The following is a 16,183-nucleotide window of genomic DNA, read 5'->3' as shown; positions in this document are numbered from 1 at the left end:
GGGCCGGAAACCCGGACTTCCCGGGCGTTCCGGCCGCCAAGGGGTCACAGAACGCACATGGGCCGACACCGGGCCATGTGATCGATCACACAGACTCGATTTCTTTCACATGGCAGGCATTCAGCCAAAAGCGAACACAGGGAGGAAGAACTCACATGGGAAGAGTGACACGCATCACGAGGCCACCGCCTTCCCTGGGGGTCGCCTGGATCCTTCCGCCGTGTGCGCGGGCCACTGAGCGCGCGATGGAGAGGCCGAGCCCGACACCCTTGTCGCTGCCCGTTCGCTCCGTACGCAGCCGCCTGAACGGCTCGAACAGATTGTCCACCTCGTACGCGGGAACCACGGGACCCGTGTTCGACACCACGAGGACCGCCTCGCCGTGCTGGGCCTCGGTGGTGACCTCCACCCAGCCGCCCTCCGGCACGTTGTACCGGACGGCGTTCTGCACCAGGTTCAGCGCGATCCGCTCCAGCAGCACGCCATTGCCCTGGACGACGGCCAGGGCGCGCTCGCCGCGGATCTCCACGCCCTTCGCGTCGGCCTCCCCGCGCACCTGGTCGAGGGCGCGCGAGGCCACCTCCGCCAGGTCCACGGGCTTGCGCTCGACGATCTGGTTCTCGCTGCGGGCCAGCAGCAGCAAGCCCTCGACCAGCTGCTCGCTGCGCTCGTTGGTGGCGAGCAGGGTCTTCCCGAGCTGCTGGAGCTCGACGGGAGCCCCCGGATCGGAGAGATGGACCTCCAGCAGGGTCCGGTTGATCGCGAGCGGGGTCCGCAGCTCGTGCGAGGCGTTCGCGACGAACCTCTGCTGGGCCGTGAAGGCCCGCTCCAGCCGGTCCAGCATCTCGTCGAACGTGTCGGCGAGCTCCTTGAGCTCGTCGTCCGGCCCGTCCAGCTCGATCCGCCGGGTCAGGTCGGAGCCGACCACGCGGCGGGCGGTCCGGGTGATCTTGCCCAGCGGCGAGAGCACCCGGCCGGCCATCGCGTAGCCGAAGGCGAAGGCGATGATGCTCAGGCCGAGCAGGGCCATCAGCGAGCGGCTCAGCAGGTCGTCCAGCGCGTGGCGGCGCTGCTCCAGCGCGCACGCCTTCATGGCCGAGTTGAACTGGTCGTACGACTGGTTGATGCTCACCACGGGGCAGGTGGGGCTGGTGACCTTGACGTTCTGGCCGCCGACGATCTCGTACATGAGCGCGTTGCCCTCACGCAGGGCCTGCGCCGCCAGCAGGTAGATGATCGACAGCAGCAGGATGCCGGCGATCAGGAACATCCCGCCGTAGAGCAGCGTGAGGCGTATCCGGATCGTCGGCCGCAGCCAAGGGAAGGGACCCTCGGGCTGGCCGGGGTCCCAGGTCGGTTTCGGAGGCGCCGAAGGTGGCGCCGGACTCGTTGCCACCCGCGTCAGATCCGGTACCCGGAGCCAGGCACGGTCACGATGACCGGCGGCTCCCCCAGCTTGCGCCGCAAGGTCATGACCGTCACCCGCACCACGTTGGTGAAGGGGTCGGTGTTCTCGTCCCATGCCTTCTCCAGCAGCTGCTCGGCGGAAACCACGGTCCCCTCGCTGCGCATGAGCACCTCCAGCACCGCGAACTCCTTCGGCGCCAGCTGCACCTCCTTGCCCTCGCGGAACACCTCACGCCGGTTCGGGTCCAGCTTGATGCCGGCCCGCTCCAGCACGGGCGGCAGCGCGACGGTGGTGCGCCGCCCGAGCGCCCGCACCCGGGCCGTCAGCTCGGTGAAGGCGAAGGGCTTGGGCAGGTAGTCGTCCGCCCCGAGTTCCAGCCCTTCCACGCGGTCGCTGACGTCGCCGGAGGCGGTCAGCATCAGCACGCGGGTGGGCATGCCGAGCTCGACGATCTTCCGGCAGACGTCGTCGCCGTGCACGAGCGGGAGGTCCCGGTCGAGCACGACCACGTCGTAGTCGTTGACTCCGACGCGCTCCAGGGCGGCGGCGCCGTCGTACACGACGTCCACTGCCATGGCCTCCCGGCGCAGCCCGGTGGCCACCGCATCGGCGAGCAGCTGCTCGTCCTCGACGACGAGTACGCGCACGTCGTTTCCTTCCTCAGGGCCCATCAGGGCACACGTGTGTTGCGTCGTCCATCCTGCCCGTTTCGGCCGTAAACCGGCTGTAAGGCGACGCTCACAGGGAGGCGGACGGGACGGAAGTGAGGATTCCCTCGCCTCAAGAGGTTTCTGGGCCCAGGGTGCCGGGGAGGACGTCACCACACCCCATCCACTCCCTGACGGCGGACTGCCACGTGCCGCCGCCGACCCACGAAGAGGGGGCGAACCCACCATGGACGCATTCACCGCGGGTCTCCTGCAGCGCATCAGGGCCACGCAGTCGGACCTCAGGATGGCCCGCGAGTCGGGCGACGACTTCCTCGCGGAAGTGGAACAGGCGGAGCTGGAAGACCTCCAGCGCCTCGCCGCCGAACACGGGGTCCCCGTGTCCGTCAGCGCCGCCTGACCCCAGACCTCGAACCCCGGCCGCCGTCTCCCGGCGGCCGGGGTTCCCTCATTCCACGACGGCGACGGCGCGGGGTCAGTCGTGCCAGGCCCCGACCTCGTCCAGCAGCGGCTGGAGGGAGGCGAAGACCGCCGGGGTGGCCGCCAGGGCCAGCTCCCCCGAGGCCCGCTCGCCAGTGCGGCCCCCGGTCACGGCCCCGGCCTCCCGGGCGATCAGTTCACCCGCCGCCAGGTCCCACGGGTTCAGCCCACGCTCGTAGTACCCGTCCAGCCGTCCGGCGGCCACGTCACACAGGTCCAGCGCCGCCGACCCGCCCCGCCGGATGTCCCGTACCACCGGGATGATCCGCGCCACGACACCGGCCTGGTGGGCCCGCCTGGCCTGGACGTACGCGAAGCCGGTCCCGAGCAGCGCCTGGTCCAGCGGCGCCGCCGCCCGGCAGGCGAGCCGCGCCGTACCGAGCCACGCCCCGCCGCCGAGCACCGCGTGGTACGTCTCCCCGCGCATCGGCGCCGCCACGACGCCCACCACGGTCTCGCCCCGGTACTCGGCCGCGATGGACACGCCCCAGCTCGGGAGCCCGTAGAGGTAGTTCACGGTCCCGTCCAGCGGGTCGACGACCCAGCGCACCCCGCTCGTCCCGGGGGTGTCCGCGCCCTCCTCGCCCAGCAGCCCGTCCGCGGGCCGCCGCTCGGCGAGGATGCTGGTGATCAGCTTCTCCGCCGCGATGTCCATCTCGGTCACCACGTCGATCGGACTGCTCTTCGTCGCGGCCACCGCCAGATCGGCCGGCCGGCCGTCGCGCAGCAGCGCCCCGGCCTGCCGGGCGGCCTCCAGGCCCACGTCCAGCAGTTCGGCCTTCAGCTCTTCGGAAATCACGGTCCACTCCTCAGCGGGGGTACGGCCTCAGCGGGGGTACGGGCTGTCGCCTCAGCGGGGGTACGGGCTGTCGGCGCCCGCGGCCGCCGGCCGGGGTGCCCGCGCCGGGCAGCAGCCCACGGCGCACAGGTCATGGCTCGCGCCCAGCAGTCCCAGCGCGCACCGCTCGACGGGCTCGCCCCGTTCGGCCGCGGCCCGTTCCAGCACGAGTTCGCGTACGGCCGCGGCGAACCGCGGGTCGGCCCCGACCGTGGCCGACCGGGCGACGGGCAGCCCCAGCTCCGCCGCCTTCGCCGTCGCCTCCGTGTCGAGGTCGTACAGGACCTCCATGTGGTCCGAGACGAAGCCGATCGGCACCATCACCGCCGCGGGCGCACCCGCCGCGTGGAGGGCCTCCAGGTGGTCGCAGATGTCCGGCTCCAGCCACGGGATGTGCGGGGCGCCGCTGCGCGACTGGTAGACGAGCTCCCAGGGCAGTTCCGTGCCCGTCTCGGCGCGCACGGCGTCCGCGACGACCCGTGCGACGTCCAGGTGCTGCTTGACGTAGGCGCCGCCCTCGCCGTGCCCGGTGTGCTCCCCTGCCGGTCCCGAGGTGTCGGCGGCCGCGGTCGGGATGGAGTGCGTGGTGAAGACCAGGTGCGCCCCGGCGCGTACCTCCGGCGCCAGCCCGGCCAGCGAGGCGAGCACCCCGTCGATCATCGGCTGCACGAAGCCGGGGTGGTTGAAGTAGTGCCGCAGCTTGTCCACCTGCGGCAGCTGGGCCACGCCTTCCTCCTCGAGCGCGGCCAGCGCGTCGGCGAGGTTCTCGCGGTACTGCCGGCAGCCCGAGTACGAGGCGTACGCGCTGGTCGCGAGCACCGCGATGCGGCGGCGCCCGTCGGCGGCCATCTCGCGCAGCACGTCGGTCAGGTACGGGGCCCAGTTCCGGTTGCCCCAGTAGACCGGCAGGTCCAGCCCGTGCTCGGCGAAGTCCTTGCGCAGCGCGTCCAGCAGTTCGCGGTTCTGCGCGTTGATCGGGCTGACCCCGCCGAAACCGAAGTAGTGCTGCCCGACCTCCTTGAGCCGCTCGCGCGGGATGCCGCGCCCGCGCGTGACGTTCTCCAGGAACGGCACGACGTCGTCGGGTCCCTCGGGACCTCCGAAGGAGAGCAGCAGGAGGGCGTCGTACGGGGTGGCGGGCCCGCCGACGGGCGGGCGGAGCTGGTCTGACATGGATCGAATCCTGCCACCCGGCCTCCGCGCGCGGGAACCGCCCTGGCCGGGACCTGGCCCGCGTCACAGGTAAGGTGACCCTAAGTTCCTTGGTTCGGAACCTTTCCCGTGCGGGTGCCCGGCCGGCAGTCGTAACCTGTACGAGCCGATGACGTCCCTTACGGAGACCCCTTGCCCAGTCCCTACCGCGCGATCTTCGCGGCCCCCGGAACCAAGGCGTTCAGCGCGGCCGGCCTCATAGGCCGGCTCCCGATCTCCATGGTCGGGGTCGGCATCCTCACGATGATCTCCGAGATCACCGGCCGCTACGCGATGGCCAGCGCGCTCACCGGCACCCTCGCCCTCGCCGCCGCGGTCATCGGCCCGCAGGTCTCCCGCCTGGTGGACCAGTACGGCCAGCGGCGGGTCCTGCGCCCCGCCACGGCGGTCTCGGTGGCCTCGGTGGCCGTGCTGCTGGTGGCCGCCGCGAACGGGTGGCCCGACTGGACGCTCTTCGTGTGCGCCGCGATCGCGGGCTGCGTACCGAGCGTGGGCTCGATGGTCCGCGCCCGCTGGACCGTGATCTACCGCGAGTCCCCGCGCGAGCTCCACACCGCGTACTCCTTCGAGTCCGTGATCGACGAGGTCTGCTTCATCTTCGGCCCGATCATCGCCATCATGCTGTCCACCGTCTGGTTCCCCGAGGCCGGACCGCTGATCGCCGCCGTCTGCCTGTTCGCCGGCGTCTGGCTGCTCACCGCGCAGCGCGCCACCGAGCCCTCGCCGCACCCGCGCGACGAGCACGCGGACCGCACCTCGGCCCTGCGTTCCCCCGGCCTCCAGGTGCTGACGGCCACCTTCGTGGCGACCGGCGCGATCTTCGGCTCCATCGACGTGTCCACCCTGGCCTTCGCCGAGGAACAGGGCCACAAGTCCTACGCCAGCTACATCCTGGCCGTCTGGGCCCTCGGGTCCTGTATCGCCGGAATCGTCTTCGGCCTGCTCCATCTCAAGGGCCGGACCGAACGCAGGTGGGTACTGGGCATCTGTGCGATGGCCGTGAGTATGATCCCCCTCCTACTGGCCGGGAACCTTCCGTTTCTGGCCGTGGCGCTCTTCGTCTCGGGCCTCGCCATCGCTCCCACGATGATCACCACGATGGCCCTGATCGAGGCGCACGTACCACGCGCGAAGCTGACCGAGGGCATGACCTGGATCAGCACCGGCCTCGCGGTCGGCGTCGCGATCGGCTCCTCCGTGACCGGACTGGTCATCGACGCGGCCGGCGCGCAGCGCGGGTACGTCGTCTCCATCGCGTCGGGGGCGGCCGCGGCAGCGGTGGCGTTCGCGGGTTATCGCCGGCTGACGAGGCCGGCGCAAGGGGAGGAGCCAGCTAGCGATGGGGACGGCGACAGCAGGGAAGAACAGCCAGACCGCGTGGCGTAACTGGGCGGGCAACGTGTCCGCCCGGCCCGCGCGCGTGGTGACCCCGGCCTCGGTCGGGGAGCTCCAGGAGACGGTCCGCCGGGCCGCCGAACAGGGACTGCGGGTGAAGGCGGTCGGCACCGGCCACTCCTTCACCGCGGCCGCCGCGACCGACGGGGTGCTCGTACGCCCTCAGGCGCTGGCCGGGATCACCTCGATCGACCGCGAGGCGGGCACCGTCACGGTGGCGGCGGGCACGGTCCTGAAGGACCTGAACGCGGCCCTGGCCCGGGAAGGCCTGTCGCTCACGAACATGGGCGACATCATGGAGCAGACGGTCTCCGGCGCCACCAGCACGGGCACCCACGGCACCGGCCGCGACTCGGCCTCCATCGCCGCCCAGATCCGCGGCCTGGAACTGGTCACCGCCGACGGCCGGCTGCTCACGTGCTCCGAGAAGGAGAACCCCGAGGTGTTCGCGGCGGCCCGGGTGGGCATCGGCGCGCTGGGCATCGTCACTTCGATCACCTTCGCGGTGGAGCCGCTCTTCTTCCTGACCGCCCGTGAGGAGCCCATGGGGTTCGACCGGGTGACGGCCGAGTTCGACGAGCACTTCGCGGAGAACGAGCACTTCGAGTTCTACTGGTTCCCGCACACCGGCAACTGCAACACCAAGCGGAACAACCGCAGCCAGGGCCCCGCCGCCCCGCCCGGACCGGTGAGCGCGTGGATCGAGGACGAGCTGCTGTCCAACGGCATCTTCCAGGCGGTGAACTCGCTGGGCCGCGCGGTCCCGGCCACCATCCCCTCCATCGCCCGCGTGGCCAGCCGCGCCCTGTCGGCGCGCACCTACACGGACATCCCGTACAAGGTGTTCACCAGTCCGCGCCGGGTGCGGTTCGTGGAGATGGAGTACGCACTGCCGCGCGAGCGGGTGGTCGAGGCGCTGCGGGAGCTGCGGGCCATGGTCGACGGCTCCGGGATGCGGATCAGCTTCCCGGTCGAGGTGCGGACGGCTCCCGCGGACGACATCACCCTGTCGACGGCCTCGGGCCGCGAGACGGCGTACATCGCGGTGCACATGTACCGGGGCACCCCGTACCAGGCCTACTTCACGGCGGCCGAGCGCATCTTCACCGCGCACGGCGGCCGGCCGCACTGGGGCAAGGTGCACACGCGGGACGCGGAGTACTTCGCGCGGCTCTACCCGCGGTTCGCCGAGTTCACCGCGCTCCGCGACCGGCTGGACCCGGACCGGGTGTTCGGCAACGACTACTTGCGGCGCGTGCTGGGCGAGTGAGTTCAGGGGGCGCCCCCGTCTGGCCCGGCGGATGTCGGGGTGTCCGTACCCGGAGTCCGGCTCGGGGTGGGCGTCGGTGTGGGCGTCGGCGTCGGGCCGTGCTGCGACGGGGAGGGGGACGGGCCGGGCGAGGAGTCGGCCGGGTCCGGGGTGCCCGCACCGGGGCTCGGGCTCCGGCCGCCGCCGCTGAGCGGGGCCGAGGGGTCCGGGGAGGTCCCGGACCTTGGTGTCTTCCCGTCCTTCCCGTCGGCGCCCTTCTCCTCCCGGGGCCGCGAGGGCTCGTGGTCGGGCGCCTTGCGCGTGCCTCCGGAGAGGATGGTGCCGCCGCCCGCGCTGACCGCGGTGCCGGCCATCGCCTCGTAGCTCCCGAGGACTCCCAGGGAGAGGGCGAAGACGGCACCGGCCGCGACGGCCGTGCGCTTCCAGCCCCGTACCCGTGTGCCGTGCACGGTGGCCTCGCCGAACTCCCCGCTGGGCGCGGCGTCACCGGGGAGCGGCACCCGGTGGGCCTCGGGGCGGGCGGTCTCGCGCAGCTGGTCGCCGGTGCGCCGGAAGAAGTGCTGGATGACGGGTCCGCCGGCGGTGGCGACGACGCTGACCACACCGGCGCCCAGGATGGTCCCGTAGACGCCCATCTTCGAGGCGAGGAGGGCGGCCGCGACGGTGGCGAGGGAGCTGCCGGCCACCTGGGCCGCGCTCAGGTCGAGCTTCCTCTTCTCCGGTTCGCCGTCGTGCGCCGTCTTCTGACCCATCGCCATCCCCTGTGTGTCCCGCCTCTCCCGCACCGGAAGCCTTCAGCAGTTACTGACACCCGAGCGAAACAAATAGTTCCATTTCTGGGGATTCTGTGAAGCAAGACACCCGGAAACGAACACGGGTGCAGGTGGGACCCGTCAGAGGGCAGGCCAACTCCCACCGTCCGGGAGAAGTTCGGCGGCGCGGCGGTCCACCCAGGTGGCCCGAATGGAGTACTGTGACGAGCCCTGGGTTCGTCCTTCCTTACGGATGTCCGGATTCGGGAGAGGGGGCCGAATTGATGGAAAACGGCACTCAAGACCGGTGATGCCGCGGTATCGCATGGATTCCTGCTGCGCACAGTAACCACTCGGTCACTGTGCGTGCCCAACAGGTAACCGTGCCATAACGGCGATCAAGGGCACATGCCCGACACGCCGGTTTAACTCGGCAAGGTTGTGGCAGGCTGCACCCGGGCAGGCCACACTCGACTAGCGGAAGCAGCGACGCACGTGACGTCGGCAGGCACCACCCGGGAGGTCCCCATGCCCGAACTGCGTGTCGTGGCCGTCTCAAATGACGGCACACGACTGGTGCTCAAGGCTGGGGACAGCACGGAGTACACGCTTCCGATCGACGAGCGACTGCGGGCTGCCGTGCGCAACGACCGCGCGCGCCTGAACCAGATCGAGATCGAGGTGGAGAGCCACCTCCGCCCCCGCGACATCCAGGCCCGCATACGGGCCGGTGCCTCCGCGGAGGAGGTCGCTCAGCTCGCCGGCATCCCCGTCGACCGCGTACGCCGCTTCGAGGGCCCGGTGCTCGCCGAGCGCGCGTTCATGGCCGAGCGCGCCCGCAAGACCCCCGTACGCCGCCCCGGCGAGAACACCGGACCCCAGCTCGGCGAGGCCGTGCAGGAGCGGCTGACCCTGCGCGGGGCCGAGAAGGAGTCCGTCCAGTGGGACTCCTGGCGCCGCGACGACGGCACCTGGGAGGTCCTGCTCGTCTACCGGGTCGCCGGTGAGCCGCACTCCGCCATCTGGACGTACGACCCGCCGCGCCGGCTGGTCGTGGCCGTGGACGATGAGGCCCGCTCGCTGATCGGCGAGTCGGACGACCTGCCGGCCACGCCGGAGCCGAGCTTCCCCTTCGTGCCGAGGATCGCGCGGCTGCCGCGCGACCGGCCGCTGGACCGCGCCCTCGACCGCCAGCTGGAGCGGCCGACGGCCCCCCAGCCGGATCCGGAAGAGGAACGGGACACCCTGACCAGCCTGCTGGAGGCGGTCCCGAGCTTCCGCGGCGACATGGTGGTCCCGGACCGGACCGAACCCCCGGCCGAGGAGGCCGAGGCGGAGGAACCTCCGGCCCCGGCCGCCTCAGCGGGCGCGGGTTCCGCGTACGCCGACGTCCTGATGCCCCGCACGGTGGCCGGCCACCGCGACCGGCTGACGGGCACCACCGACCGGCAGGCCGAGGCCGACGGGGTCCGCCCCGGGCGCCGGGCGGCGGTGCCCAGCTGGGACGAGATCGTCTTCGGCACCCGCCGCAAGAAGCAGGAGTAGCGCCAGCGCCGCCGCCCGGGCATCCCCGGCGGCGGCGCCTTCGGGGCTACTCGGGGTGCGGACCCGTGGCCACCGGGCGGGCCGGGTCCGCGGACCACTCCGACCAGCTGCCCGCGTAGAGGTCGGAGGCGATTCCCGCCACCTCCAGCGCGAGCACCTCGTGCGCGCCGGAGACCCCCGACCCGCAGTACACCCCCACCGGGGTGCCGTCCGCGGCGCCGAGGGCGGCGAAGCGCGCCCGCAGGGCGGCCGCCGACAGGAGCCGGCCGTCCGGATCCACGTTCTCCGTGGTCGGGGCCGACAGGGCGCCCGGGATGTGGCCGCCGACCGGGTCGATCGGCTCGACCTCCCCGCGGTACCGCTCCCCCGCACGCGCGTCCAGGAGGACCCCCGCACGCGCCCGCGCGGCCGCCCCGTCCGCGTCCAGCAGCCCGACCGCTCCCGGACTTGGCTTGAAATCACCCTCCGTGGGAGTCACCCGGTCGGCCGTCACGTCACCCCCCGCTGACGTCCACTGCGCCAGGCCTCCGTCCAGTACCCGTACGTCCGTGTGACCCGTCCAGCGCAACAGCCACCATGCGCGGGCGGCCGCCCAGCCCTGACCGCCGTCGTACACGACCACCGGTACGTCCGCCGAGACGCCGGCCCTGCGCATCACCGCTCCGAAGGCCTCCGGGTCCGGAAGTGGGTGCCGCCCGCCCGACCCCGGCGGACCTGCCAGTTCACTGTCGAGGTCGACGTACACCGCGCCGGGCAGGTGCCCGGCCTCGTAGGCGGGGCGCTGGTCGGGGCCGCCCAGCTGCCAGCGGACGTCCAGCAGCACCGGCGGCCGGGAAGCGGCCAGCTCGCTCGCCAGTTCGGCGGCGGAGAGGATCGCAGATTTCGAAGTCATGGGGCCCATCTTCCTCCCCGCCCGGCGCCCCCGTAACAAGCCCGACACCGGAGGTGCGAACCGATCCGGTCATCTCTCTCCCGGGCGCCCGCGACGCGGCCGGTCGGGGCGCGTCGGGCCCCCCGGAGTGGAAGCATCAGCACCGGTAAGCGGCACGACGGAGGAGACGGCTGACATGACCGAGGCAGCGGAAGCAACCCGGCGCACGCCCGGCACCCCGTGCTGGGTGAGCCTCATGGTGCACGGCCTGGGGACCACCGAGGACTTCTACGCCGACCTGTTCGGCTGGGAGTACGTACCGGGCCCGGAGCAGCTCGGCCCGTACGTACGGGCCCTGCTGGACGGCCGCGAGGTGGCCGGCATCGGCGAGATGCCGCCGGACCGGCATCTTCCGGTCGCCTGGACCACGTACCTCGCCACGGACGACGCCGACGCCACGGCGGAGACGATCCGTGCGTGCGGCGGGACGGTCGCGGTGGGCCCGCTGGACGCCGGCGTCGCGGGGCGGGTGGCGATCTGCTCCGACCCGCTGGGCGCGATCTTCGGGCTGTGGCAGGCGCAGTCCCCCATGGGCACCCGGCTGCACGGCGCCCCGGGCACCCCGGTCTGGAACGAGCTGGTCACCCAGGACACCTCGGCGGTCGGCAAGTTCTACGAGCACGTCTTCGGCCACGAGGCCCAGACGCACGCCACCGCCTCCGACGACTTCGACTACCTGACCCTGCACCTGGAGGGCCGCCCGGTGGCCGCCGTGCACGGCGTCGGCCGCTCGCTGCCGCACGACCGGGGCCCGCACTGGATGACGTACTTCGAGGTCGAGGACACCGACGCGGCCGCCGCCCGGGTCAGCGATCTGGGCGGGCGGATCCTGGAACCGCCCCGCGACGGCATCGGCGGCCGGGTGGCCACGGTCGCGGACCCGGAGGGCGCGGCCTTCACCCTCATCCACTCCCGGCCCCGCGACTGACCGGGGTGCGGACGGTCGGGCGTGGTTGACCGGGAGGACCTCCGGGGAGTGTCCGCAGGCAGCCTGCAGACCAGTCGTGTCTTCCCCCGGGTGTGTCCGAACGGGCATGTCACCAGGGCGATTTCGCGGGTAGGCAGGTGTACGTCCCGCCGCATCCCCGAGAGGAACGCCCATGCGTATCCCCGCCCGCGACAAGGCAGCAGCCGATGCCTCCAAGGACAGCTCCGCCCCGTCCCGGCAGAGGCGTCCGGGTGAGGACCGGGCTCCCGCCGCTCCGGCGGCGGCGCTGTCGGCACTGCCGGCGCTCCAGCGGTCCGTCGGCAACGCGGCGGTGACGCGCATGCTCGCGGCGGGCCACGGCGCCGGCCCCGGGCGCGGGGACGCACCGGTCCAGCGGGCGACCGCGCACCAGGTGCTCCGGTCGCCCGGGCGGCCGCTCGACGCACCCCTGCGCGAGGAGATGGAGAACCGGCTCGGCGCCGACTTCTCCGACGTACGGGTCCACTCCGATCCCCTCGCGCAGCGGTCCGCGGCCGAGATCGGGGCCCGGGCGTACACCTCGGGCAGCCATGTGGTCGTCACGGACGGCGGGAAGGACAAGCACACCCTCGCCCACGAGCTCACCCATGTCATCCAGCAGCGGCAGGGGCCGGTCGCGGGGACGGACACGGGCCACGGGCTGCGGGTCAGCGACCCCGGCGACCGCTTCGAGCGGGAGGCCGAGGCCAACGCGAGCCGGGTCATGGCGGCTCCCGCGCCCGTACAGCGTGCCGCCCGCGAGGAGCACGGCACGCACGCGCCGGTGTCCGGCGAGCGGGCCGTCGTCCAGCGCAAGGGGCCCGAGGAGCTCGGCCCCTCGCTGCCGGTCGACCCGCCGCGTCCCGGAGGGCTGCTGGGCCGGCTCATGTCGCGCAACCCGGCTCCGGCGGACCCGTTGGTGGCGCAGGTGCGGGCGGGCATCGCCGCGTACGACAGCGATCCCGTCCGCGACCCGATGCACTGCATGATCGAGCTGTCGCGCCTCACCCAGGAGATCGCCCCGGCCGAGGACGACGCACCCCCGGCCGTCAAGCCCTGGCTGGCTGCCGCGCTCGACATCGTCAAGGCCGAACTGGTGCTGGTGAACGACCAGCTCGTCCGCGACGCCGAGTTCCCCGTCGAGGCGGGGGCACCGTTCAGCGCGATGACCACGAACGGCATGCTGTGGCAGCAGGCGCAGTGGGCCGACAGCGCGGCCGCGTTCCACATGCACGGACCCAGTTACTTCCGCGAGCTGTCGGAGCTCAACCGGGCCGGGATGGCCAAGGAGATCGGCCGGGGCCAGGGGGACCGGAACTGGGTTCCCGACGTCAGGACCAAGCTGACGTCAGCGCTCCAGCGGAGCGTGCTGTGCCACTACACGGGCAGGTCGCGGGCCGAGACGATGCTCGCCCAGGGGCGGATGAAGTCCAAGACCGAGCTGCTCCGGGCGGATCCGGACGCGCCGAACAACTCGGAGGCGTACGACAAGCACGTCCTGGCCAACGAGGGCTTCGTCTTCTTCTTCCTGGAGGTGCCAGGCAGCCCGTTCCGATCGACGCGCTTCAGCGGCGATGACGAACCGGCCAGGATCCAGATCCCGCTCACCGAGTCCCCCCTGATGAGCCAGGGCTGGCTGATGCTCAGCGACTTCGCGCAGCGCGAGTACCCCACCGTGCGCGCGCGGCCCGAGGATCCGGCGCAGACGGAGAGCAAGTTGAACACCCGCGAGGACGCCTTCTCGGCTGAGTTCACGCTGCCGGTGCGGAAGTTCGACGTCGGCGCGGGGGCGGCGGCCGATTCGCTGGACATGGAGGCCGTCATGGAGGTGATGGGCAACGAGTCGAACCAGGAGCGCAGGGGGCAGATCATGTTCTCCACGACCCAGGCCCTGTCGGACGAGCACAGCACCATGACCTACGGATCCGGTGCGCAGGAGCAGGTCCATTCGGAGCGGCTGCGGTCCAACACCCTGATGGGCCGGGACATCGTGCCGGGGCTGGTGGAGCGGGCCGTCGTGGAGATCCAGCGTCTCGAAGCGGTGAACCCGCAGCTCGCGGACAGGCTCAAGGCGATGTCCGGCGCCGATCTGATGCGTTTCCTGCTCAAGGACCTGGTGCGGCCGCAGGCGATGCTGCCGAACACGGTCGACCTCGGCGCGGCGACCGTGGTCCTGGAATCGGGCCAGCGGGTGGGAGTCCCCACGCACTGACCGGACCGAAACAGAGAGACCAATTCAAGCCAAGTTTGGCGTTTCGCCAACTGGTGACGTGCGTACCCGGGTTAACCGGTCCTGGCACTGTCGAATCGAAAGCGTGCGGTTGCGAGGGGAACGCCCGATCGATCCTCTGGAGTGCCGATTTCCGGACGCCAGGGCAAAGGCCCTCTTTGCCCCGGCGTACAACCTGACCGACTATGGCCGTGCCGCTCGGGTCACCGGAGGTCGCTCAGTACACCACTTACGTTGAGCACCTCGTGGCACTCCTGCGCCTGACGCCCGGTGGCAGGGGTGCCCGGCTTCGCACAGGTCACCTGGACGGTCACAGTCTGGCTCTCGGCGATGCTGATGGGGGTGACCCAGTGATAGTCCTGGTTGCGGAACGTCTCCAGCGCGATCGTCGTGATCTTGCGGTCGCCGAAGCTGATGGTCACCACGCCTTCGTCGCCCTGGAAGTTGGCGACGACGATGTCCGTGATCCCGAACGCCTTGCCCGCGGGCACCGTGTAGGCGCCGGCCTTGGTCTGACCGCCGTCGGTCTGCAGGTCGATGGTGGCCGAACTCTGCTGTCCTGCGGCGCCCCCGCCGCCGCCTCCGGACCCCGATCCGGGCCCGGCCCCCGTACCGCCTGTGCCCGCCCCGGGCTGGGGGTTCTTGCCTCCGCCGCCCGGCTGCTTGGTGGCGCCGCCGGCCCCCGGGGACTGTCCGTCCACGTCCGCACCGGGCGTCGGCCTCTTCTGGACCACCTCGTCGGCGGCCTCCTTGGCCGTGCTGCGCACAGCCGGGCGCACCAGCATGAACCAGGCGAGCAGCAGCGCCAGCAGCGCGGCCAGTACCGCGAGCAGCCACGTCGGGAAGATCGGGATCTGGACGAACTCCGCCTCCAGCGGGGCCCGCACGGCGTCCGGCTCCGGCTGCTCCTTGCCGTCCTCACCGTCCCCGTCGCCGGTTTCGGCTACTTCGACCGTGAACGGCCAGGTCACCGGGGACCCGAACCACACCGGCTTGCCGGTGCGGACGCGCAGCGCCACCTCCGCCGACTCCCCCGGCTCCAGCTTCAACGTGGCGGGGCGGAAGTCGAACTTCAGCTCCTCACCCGGCTGCGCGGGCGTGAAACCGAGCCGTACCGGGGAGTTGCCCTCGTTGCGCACGGCGAGTCGATAGCGCCCGCGCAGCCAGCCGCGGCGGCGTTTGGGAGCGCTCTCTGCGCGCAGTTCCCGGAACTCCTCGATGTGCACGGTGGTCTCGGGGACCCGCACGGACTCGGGATGCTCGGTGGGCAGCACGCGCACGGCGAGCGGCACATCGCCCGCCCGCACCTGCGGCGAGCGCGGTGGGGCCAGGCGGATCGTCACCGTTTCCGAGGTGCCGGGGTAGAGGGAGACGCGCTCGGGTTCCACCGTGGTCCACGCAGCGCAGTCGCCGACGACCTCCAGGCGGTACGCCTCGACGATGTCGCCGTCGTTGCGGACCGTCAGGGTGGTGGATGCGGTACCGCCCGGCGTCACCGACACCCGCGGGATGTCGAGGCCGGGAGCGCCAGGGCTGGAAGAGGCTGCTGGGGATGTCACACCACGACGCTAATGGCGGCGCCCCGGCCACTTCCACGGGCGCGAGGGCAACGCCCCGGGCAGCCCCGATGCCCCCGCAGGCTGTCCCCAACTCCTCTTACTGAACCACCTGTTGACCATCTCCCTCACATCCGTATCCCACATACGCATCACGGAACAGGTACGCACATGCCCCAGCCTCAGCACAACGGAACCGTTTCCTCACCCGGCGGCGGCCAGCGGGTCACCGTGGCCGTGTACGCGTCGGACCCGATCCTGCGCGTCGGGGTCGTCCACCAACTGCGCCAGCGACCGGAGATCGAGCTCGTCGACGACACCGACGCCGACGACGCGCAGGTGTCGCTCGTGACCGTGGACAGCGTGGACGACGAGACGGCCGCCCTGCTGGACCGGCTGCGGCTCAGCTCCGACACGCGCACCGGGCTCGTGGTCGGCACGTTCGAATCCGGGGACGCCTTGCAGCGCGCCATCGAATCCGGGGTCACCGCGGTGCTGCGGCGCTCCGAGGCCGACCAGGACCGGCTCCTTCGTCTGGTCCTGGCGATAGCGAACGGCGAGGGCGTGCTGCCCGGCGACCTGCTCGCGAAGCTCCTCGACCACGTCGGCAGCCTGCAGCGTTCGGCGCTCGACCCGCGCGCCGTGTCCCTGTCCACCCTGACCCCGCGCGAGGCGGACATGCTGCGCCTGGTGTCGGAGGGCCTGGACACCGCGGAGATCGCCCGCAAGACCTCGTACTCCGAACGGACCGTCAAGAACGTGCTGCACGAGGTCATCACGCGGCTGCAACTGCGCAATCGCACGCATGCGGTCGGCTACGCCCTGCGCAACGGGCTGATCTGACCGTACGGCGGGGACCGGTACCCCGCGGCCCGCACGTGCGGGCCGCGGACGCCACTGCCCGAAAGCGCACCCGGCGCTTCCCCCGGATCCGGCCCCGCGGCCCTGCCGG

Annotated in this window: 14 protein-coding genes; 7 read left to right on the top strand and 7 right to left on the bottom strand. The window is 72.0% G+C overall.

What is annotated here, in order from left to right; genetic code table 11:
- Positions 1-151: 151 nt before the first annotated feature.
- Positions 152-1,396: a sensor histidine kinase gene (locus OG429_RS28430; RefSeq protein WP_328928078.1), complete on the bottom strand. Its 1,245-nt coding sequence runs from the start codon at positions 1,394-1,396 to the stop codon at positions 152-154.
- 5 nt (positions 1,397-1,401) lie between these two features.
- Positions 1,402-2,055, bottom strand: coding sequence for a response regulator transcription factor (locus OG429_RS28425; RefSeq protein WP_030008767.1), 654 nt, complete (start codon positions 2,053-2,055; stop codon positions 1,402-1,404).
- A gap of 247 nt (positions 2,056-2,302) precedes the next feature.
- On the opposite strand from OG429_RS28425, the gene OG429_RS28420 reads away from it, so the two are divergent.
- Complete coding sequence (locus OG429_RS28420; RefSeq protein WP_328928077.1) at positions 2,303-2,476, top strand: hypothetical protein; 174 nt, start codon at positions 2,303-2,305, stop codon at positions 2,474-2,476.
- 75 nt (positions 2,477-2,551) lie between these two features.
- Here OG429_RS28420 and OG429_RS28415 read toward each other — a convergent pair whose 3' ends face one another.
- Both OG429_RS28415 and OG429_RS28410 read right to left on the bottom strand, forming a co-directional pair.
- On the bottom strand, positions 2,552-3,355 hold the full coding sequence (locus OG429_RS28415; RefSeq protein ID WP_405678160.1) for an inositol monophosphatase family protein: 804 nt from the start codon (positions 3,353-3,355) through the stop codon (positions 2,552-2,554).
- 51 nt (positions 3,356-3,406) lie between these two features.
- Entirely contained in the window at positions 3,407-4,567 is a 1,161-nt protein-coding gene (locus OG429_RS28410; protein ID WP_328928076.1) for a ferrochelatase, read from the bottom strand.
- A gap of 171 nt (positions 4,568-4,738) precedes the next feature.
- On the opposite strand from OG429_RS28410, the gene OG429_RS28405 reads away from it, so the two are divergent.
- Both OG429_RS28405 and OG429_RS28400 read left to right on the top strand, forming a co-directional pair.
- Entirely contained in the window at positions 4,739-5,992 is a 1,254-nt protein-coding gene (locus OG429_RS28405) for an MFS transporter (protein ID WP_328928075.1), read from the top strand.
- Positions 5,946-7,271, top strand: coding sequence for a D-arabinono-1,4-lactone oxidase (locus tag OG429_RS28400; protein WP_328928074.1), 1,326 nt, complete (start codon positions 5,946-5,948; stop codon positions 7,269-7,271). Before OG429_RS28405 ends, OG429_RS28400 begins: the two co-directional genes overlap by 47 nt.
- Positions 7,272-7,273: 2 nt before the next feature.
- Here OG429_RS28400 and OG429_RS28395 read toward each other — a convergent pair whose 3' ends face one another.
- Positions 7,274-8,023, bottom strand: coding sequence for a hypothetical protein (locus OG429_RS28395; protein ID WP_328928073.1), 750 nt, complete (start codon positions 8,021-8,023; stop codon positions 7,274-7,276).
- A gap of 495 nt (positions 8,024-8,518) precedes the next feature.
- Between OG429_RS28395 and sepH the strand changes: the two genes are divergently transcribed.
- Positions 8,519-9,568: a septation protein SepH gene (gene sepH, locus OG429_RS28390; protein WP_328928072.1), complete on the top strand. Its 1,050-nt coding sequence runs from the start codon at positions 8,519-8,521 to the stop codon at positions 9,566-9,568.
- Between the two features lie 46 nt (positions 9,569-9,614).
- On the opposite strand, the gene OG429_RS28385 is transcribed toward sepH, so the two are convergent.
- Positions 9,615-10,460: a sulfurtransferase gene (locus OG429_RS28385; RefSeq protein ID WP_328928071.1), complete on the bottom strand. Its 846-nt coding sequence runs from the start codon at positions 10,458-10,460 to the stop codon at positions 9,615-9,617.
- Between the two features lie 175 nt (positions 10,461-10,635).
- Here OG429_RS28385 and OG429_RS28380 point away from each other — a divergent pair, with 175 nt between their 5' ends.
- Positions 10,636-11,427: a VOC family protein gene (locus tag OG429_RS28380; protein WP_328928070.1), complete on the top strand. Its 792-nt coding sequence runs from the start codon at positions 10,636-10,638 to the stop codon at positions 11,425-11,427.
- A gap of 172 nt (positions 11,428-11,599) precedes the next feature.
- Complete coding sequence (locus tag OG429_RS41505) at positions 11,600-13,657, top strand: eCIS core domain-containing protein (protein WP_405678165.1); 2,058 nt, start codon at positions 11,600-11,602, stop codon at positions 13,655-13,657.
- 221 nt (positions 13,658-13,878) lie between these two features.
- Here the strand turns inward: OG429_RS41505 and OG429_RS28370 are convergent, their stop codons facing one another.
- Entirely contained in the window at positions 13,879-15,234 is a 1,356-nt protein-coding gene (locus tag OG429_RS28370) for a COG1470 family protein (protein ID WP_328928069.1), read from the bottom strand.
- Between the two features lie 168 nt (positions 15,235-15,402).
- Between OG429_RS28370 and OG429_RS28365 the strand changes: the two genes are divergently transcribed.
- A complete protein-coding gene (locus OG429_RS28365; protein WP_328928068.1) occupies positions 15,403-16,074 on the top strand; it encodes a helix-turn-helix transcriptional regulator in 672 nt (223 codons plus the stop codon).
- Positions 16,075-16,183 lie beyond the last annotated feature (109 nt).

The organism is Streptomyces sp. NBC_00190 (assembly GCF_036203305.1).
In the GTDB taxonomy this organism is placed as follows: domain Bacteria; phylum Actinomycetota; class Actinomycetes; order Streptomycetales; family Streptomycetaceae; genus Streptomyces.
The sequence above is the reverse complement of the archived record's forward strand: the minus strand, read 5'-3'. Positions and strand labels throughout refer to the sequence as shown.

Bases quoted from the DNA above. Each gene is read 5' to 3' on its own strand.
- OG429_RS28420 (WP_328928077.1), top strand. From the start codon at position 2,303: ATGGACGCATTCACCGCGGGTCTCCTGCAGCGCATCAGGGCCACGCAG.
- OG429_RS28410 (WP_328928076.1), bottom strand. From the start codon at position 4,567: ATGTCAGACCAGCTCCGCCCGCCCGTCGGCGGGCCCGCCACCCCGTAC.
- OG429_RS28400 (WP_328928074.1), top strand. From the start codon at position 5,946: ATGGGGACGGCGACAGCAGGGAAGAACAGCCAGACCGCGTGGCGTAAC.
- OG429_RS28395 (WP_328928073.1), bottom strand. From the start codon at position 8,023: ATGGGTCAGAAGACGGCGCACGACGGCGAACCGGAGAAGAGGAAGCTC.
- OG429_RS28385 (WP_328928071.1), bottom strand. From the start codon at position 10,460: ATGACTTCGAAATCTGCGATCCTCTCCGCCGCCGAACTGGCGAGCGAG.
- OG429_RS28380 (WP_328928070.1), top strand. From the start codon at position 10,636: ATGACCGAGGCAGCGGAAGCAACCCGGCGCACGCCCGGCACCCCGTGC.
- OG429_RS41505 (WP_405678165.1), top strand. From the start codon at position 11,600: ATGCGTATCCCCGCCCGCGACAAGGCAGCAGCCGATGCCTCCAAGGAC.
- OG429_RS28365 (WP_328928068.1), top strand. From the start codon at position 15,403: ATGCCCCAGCCTCAGCACAACGGAACCGTTTCCTCACCCGGCGGCGGC.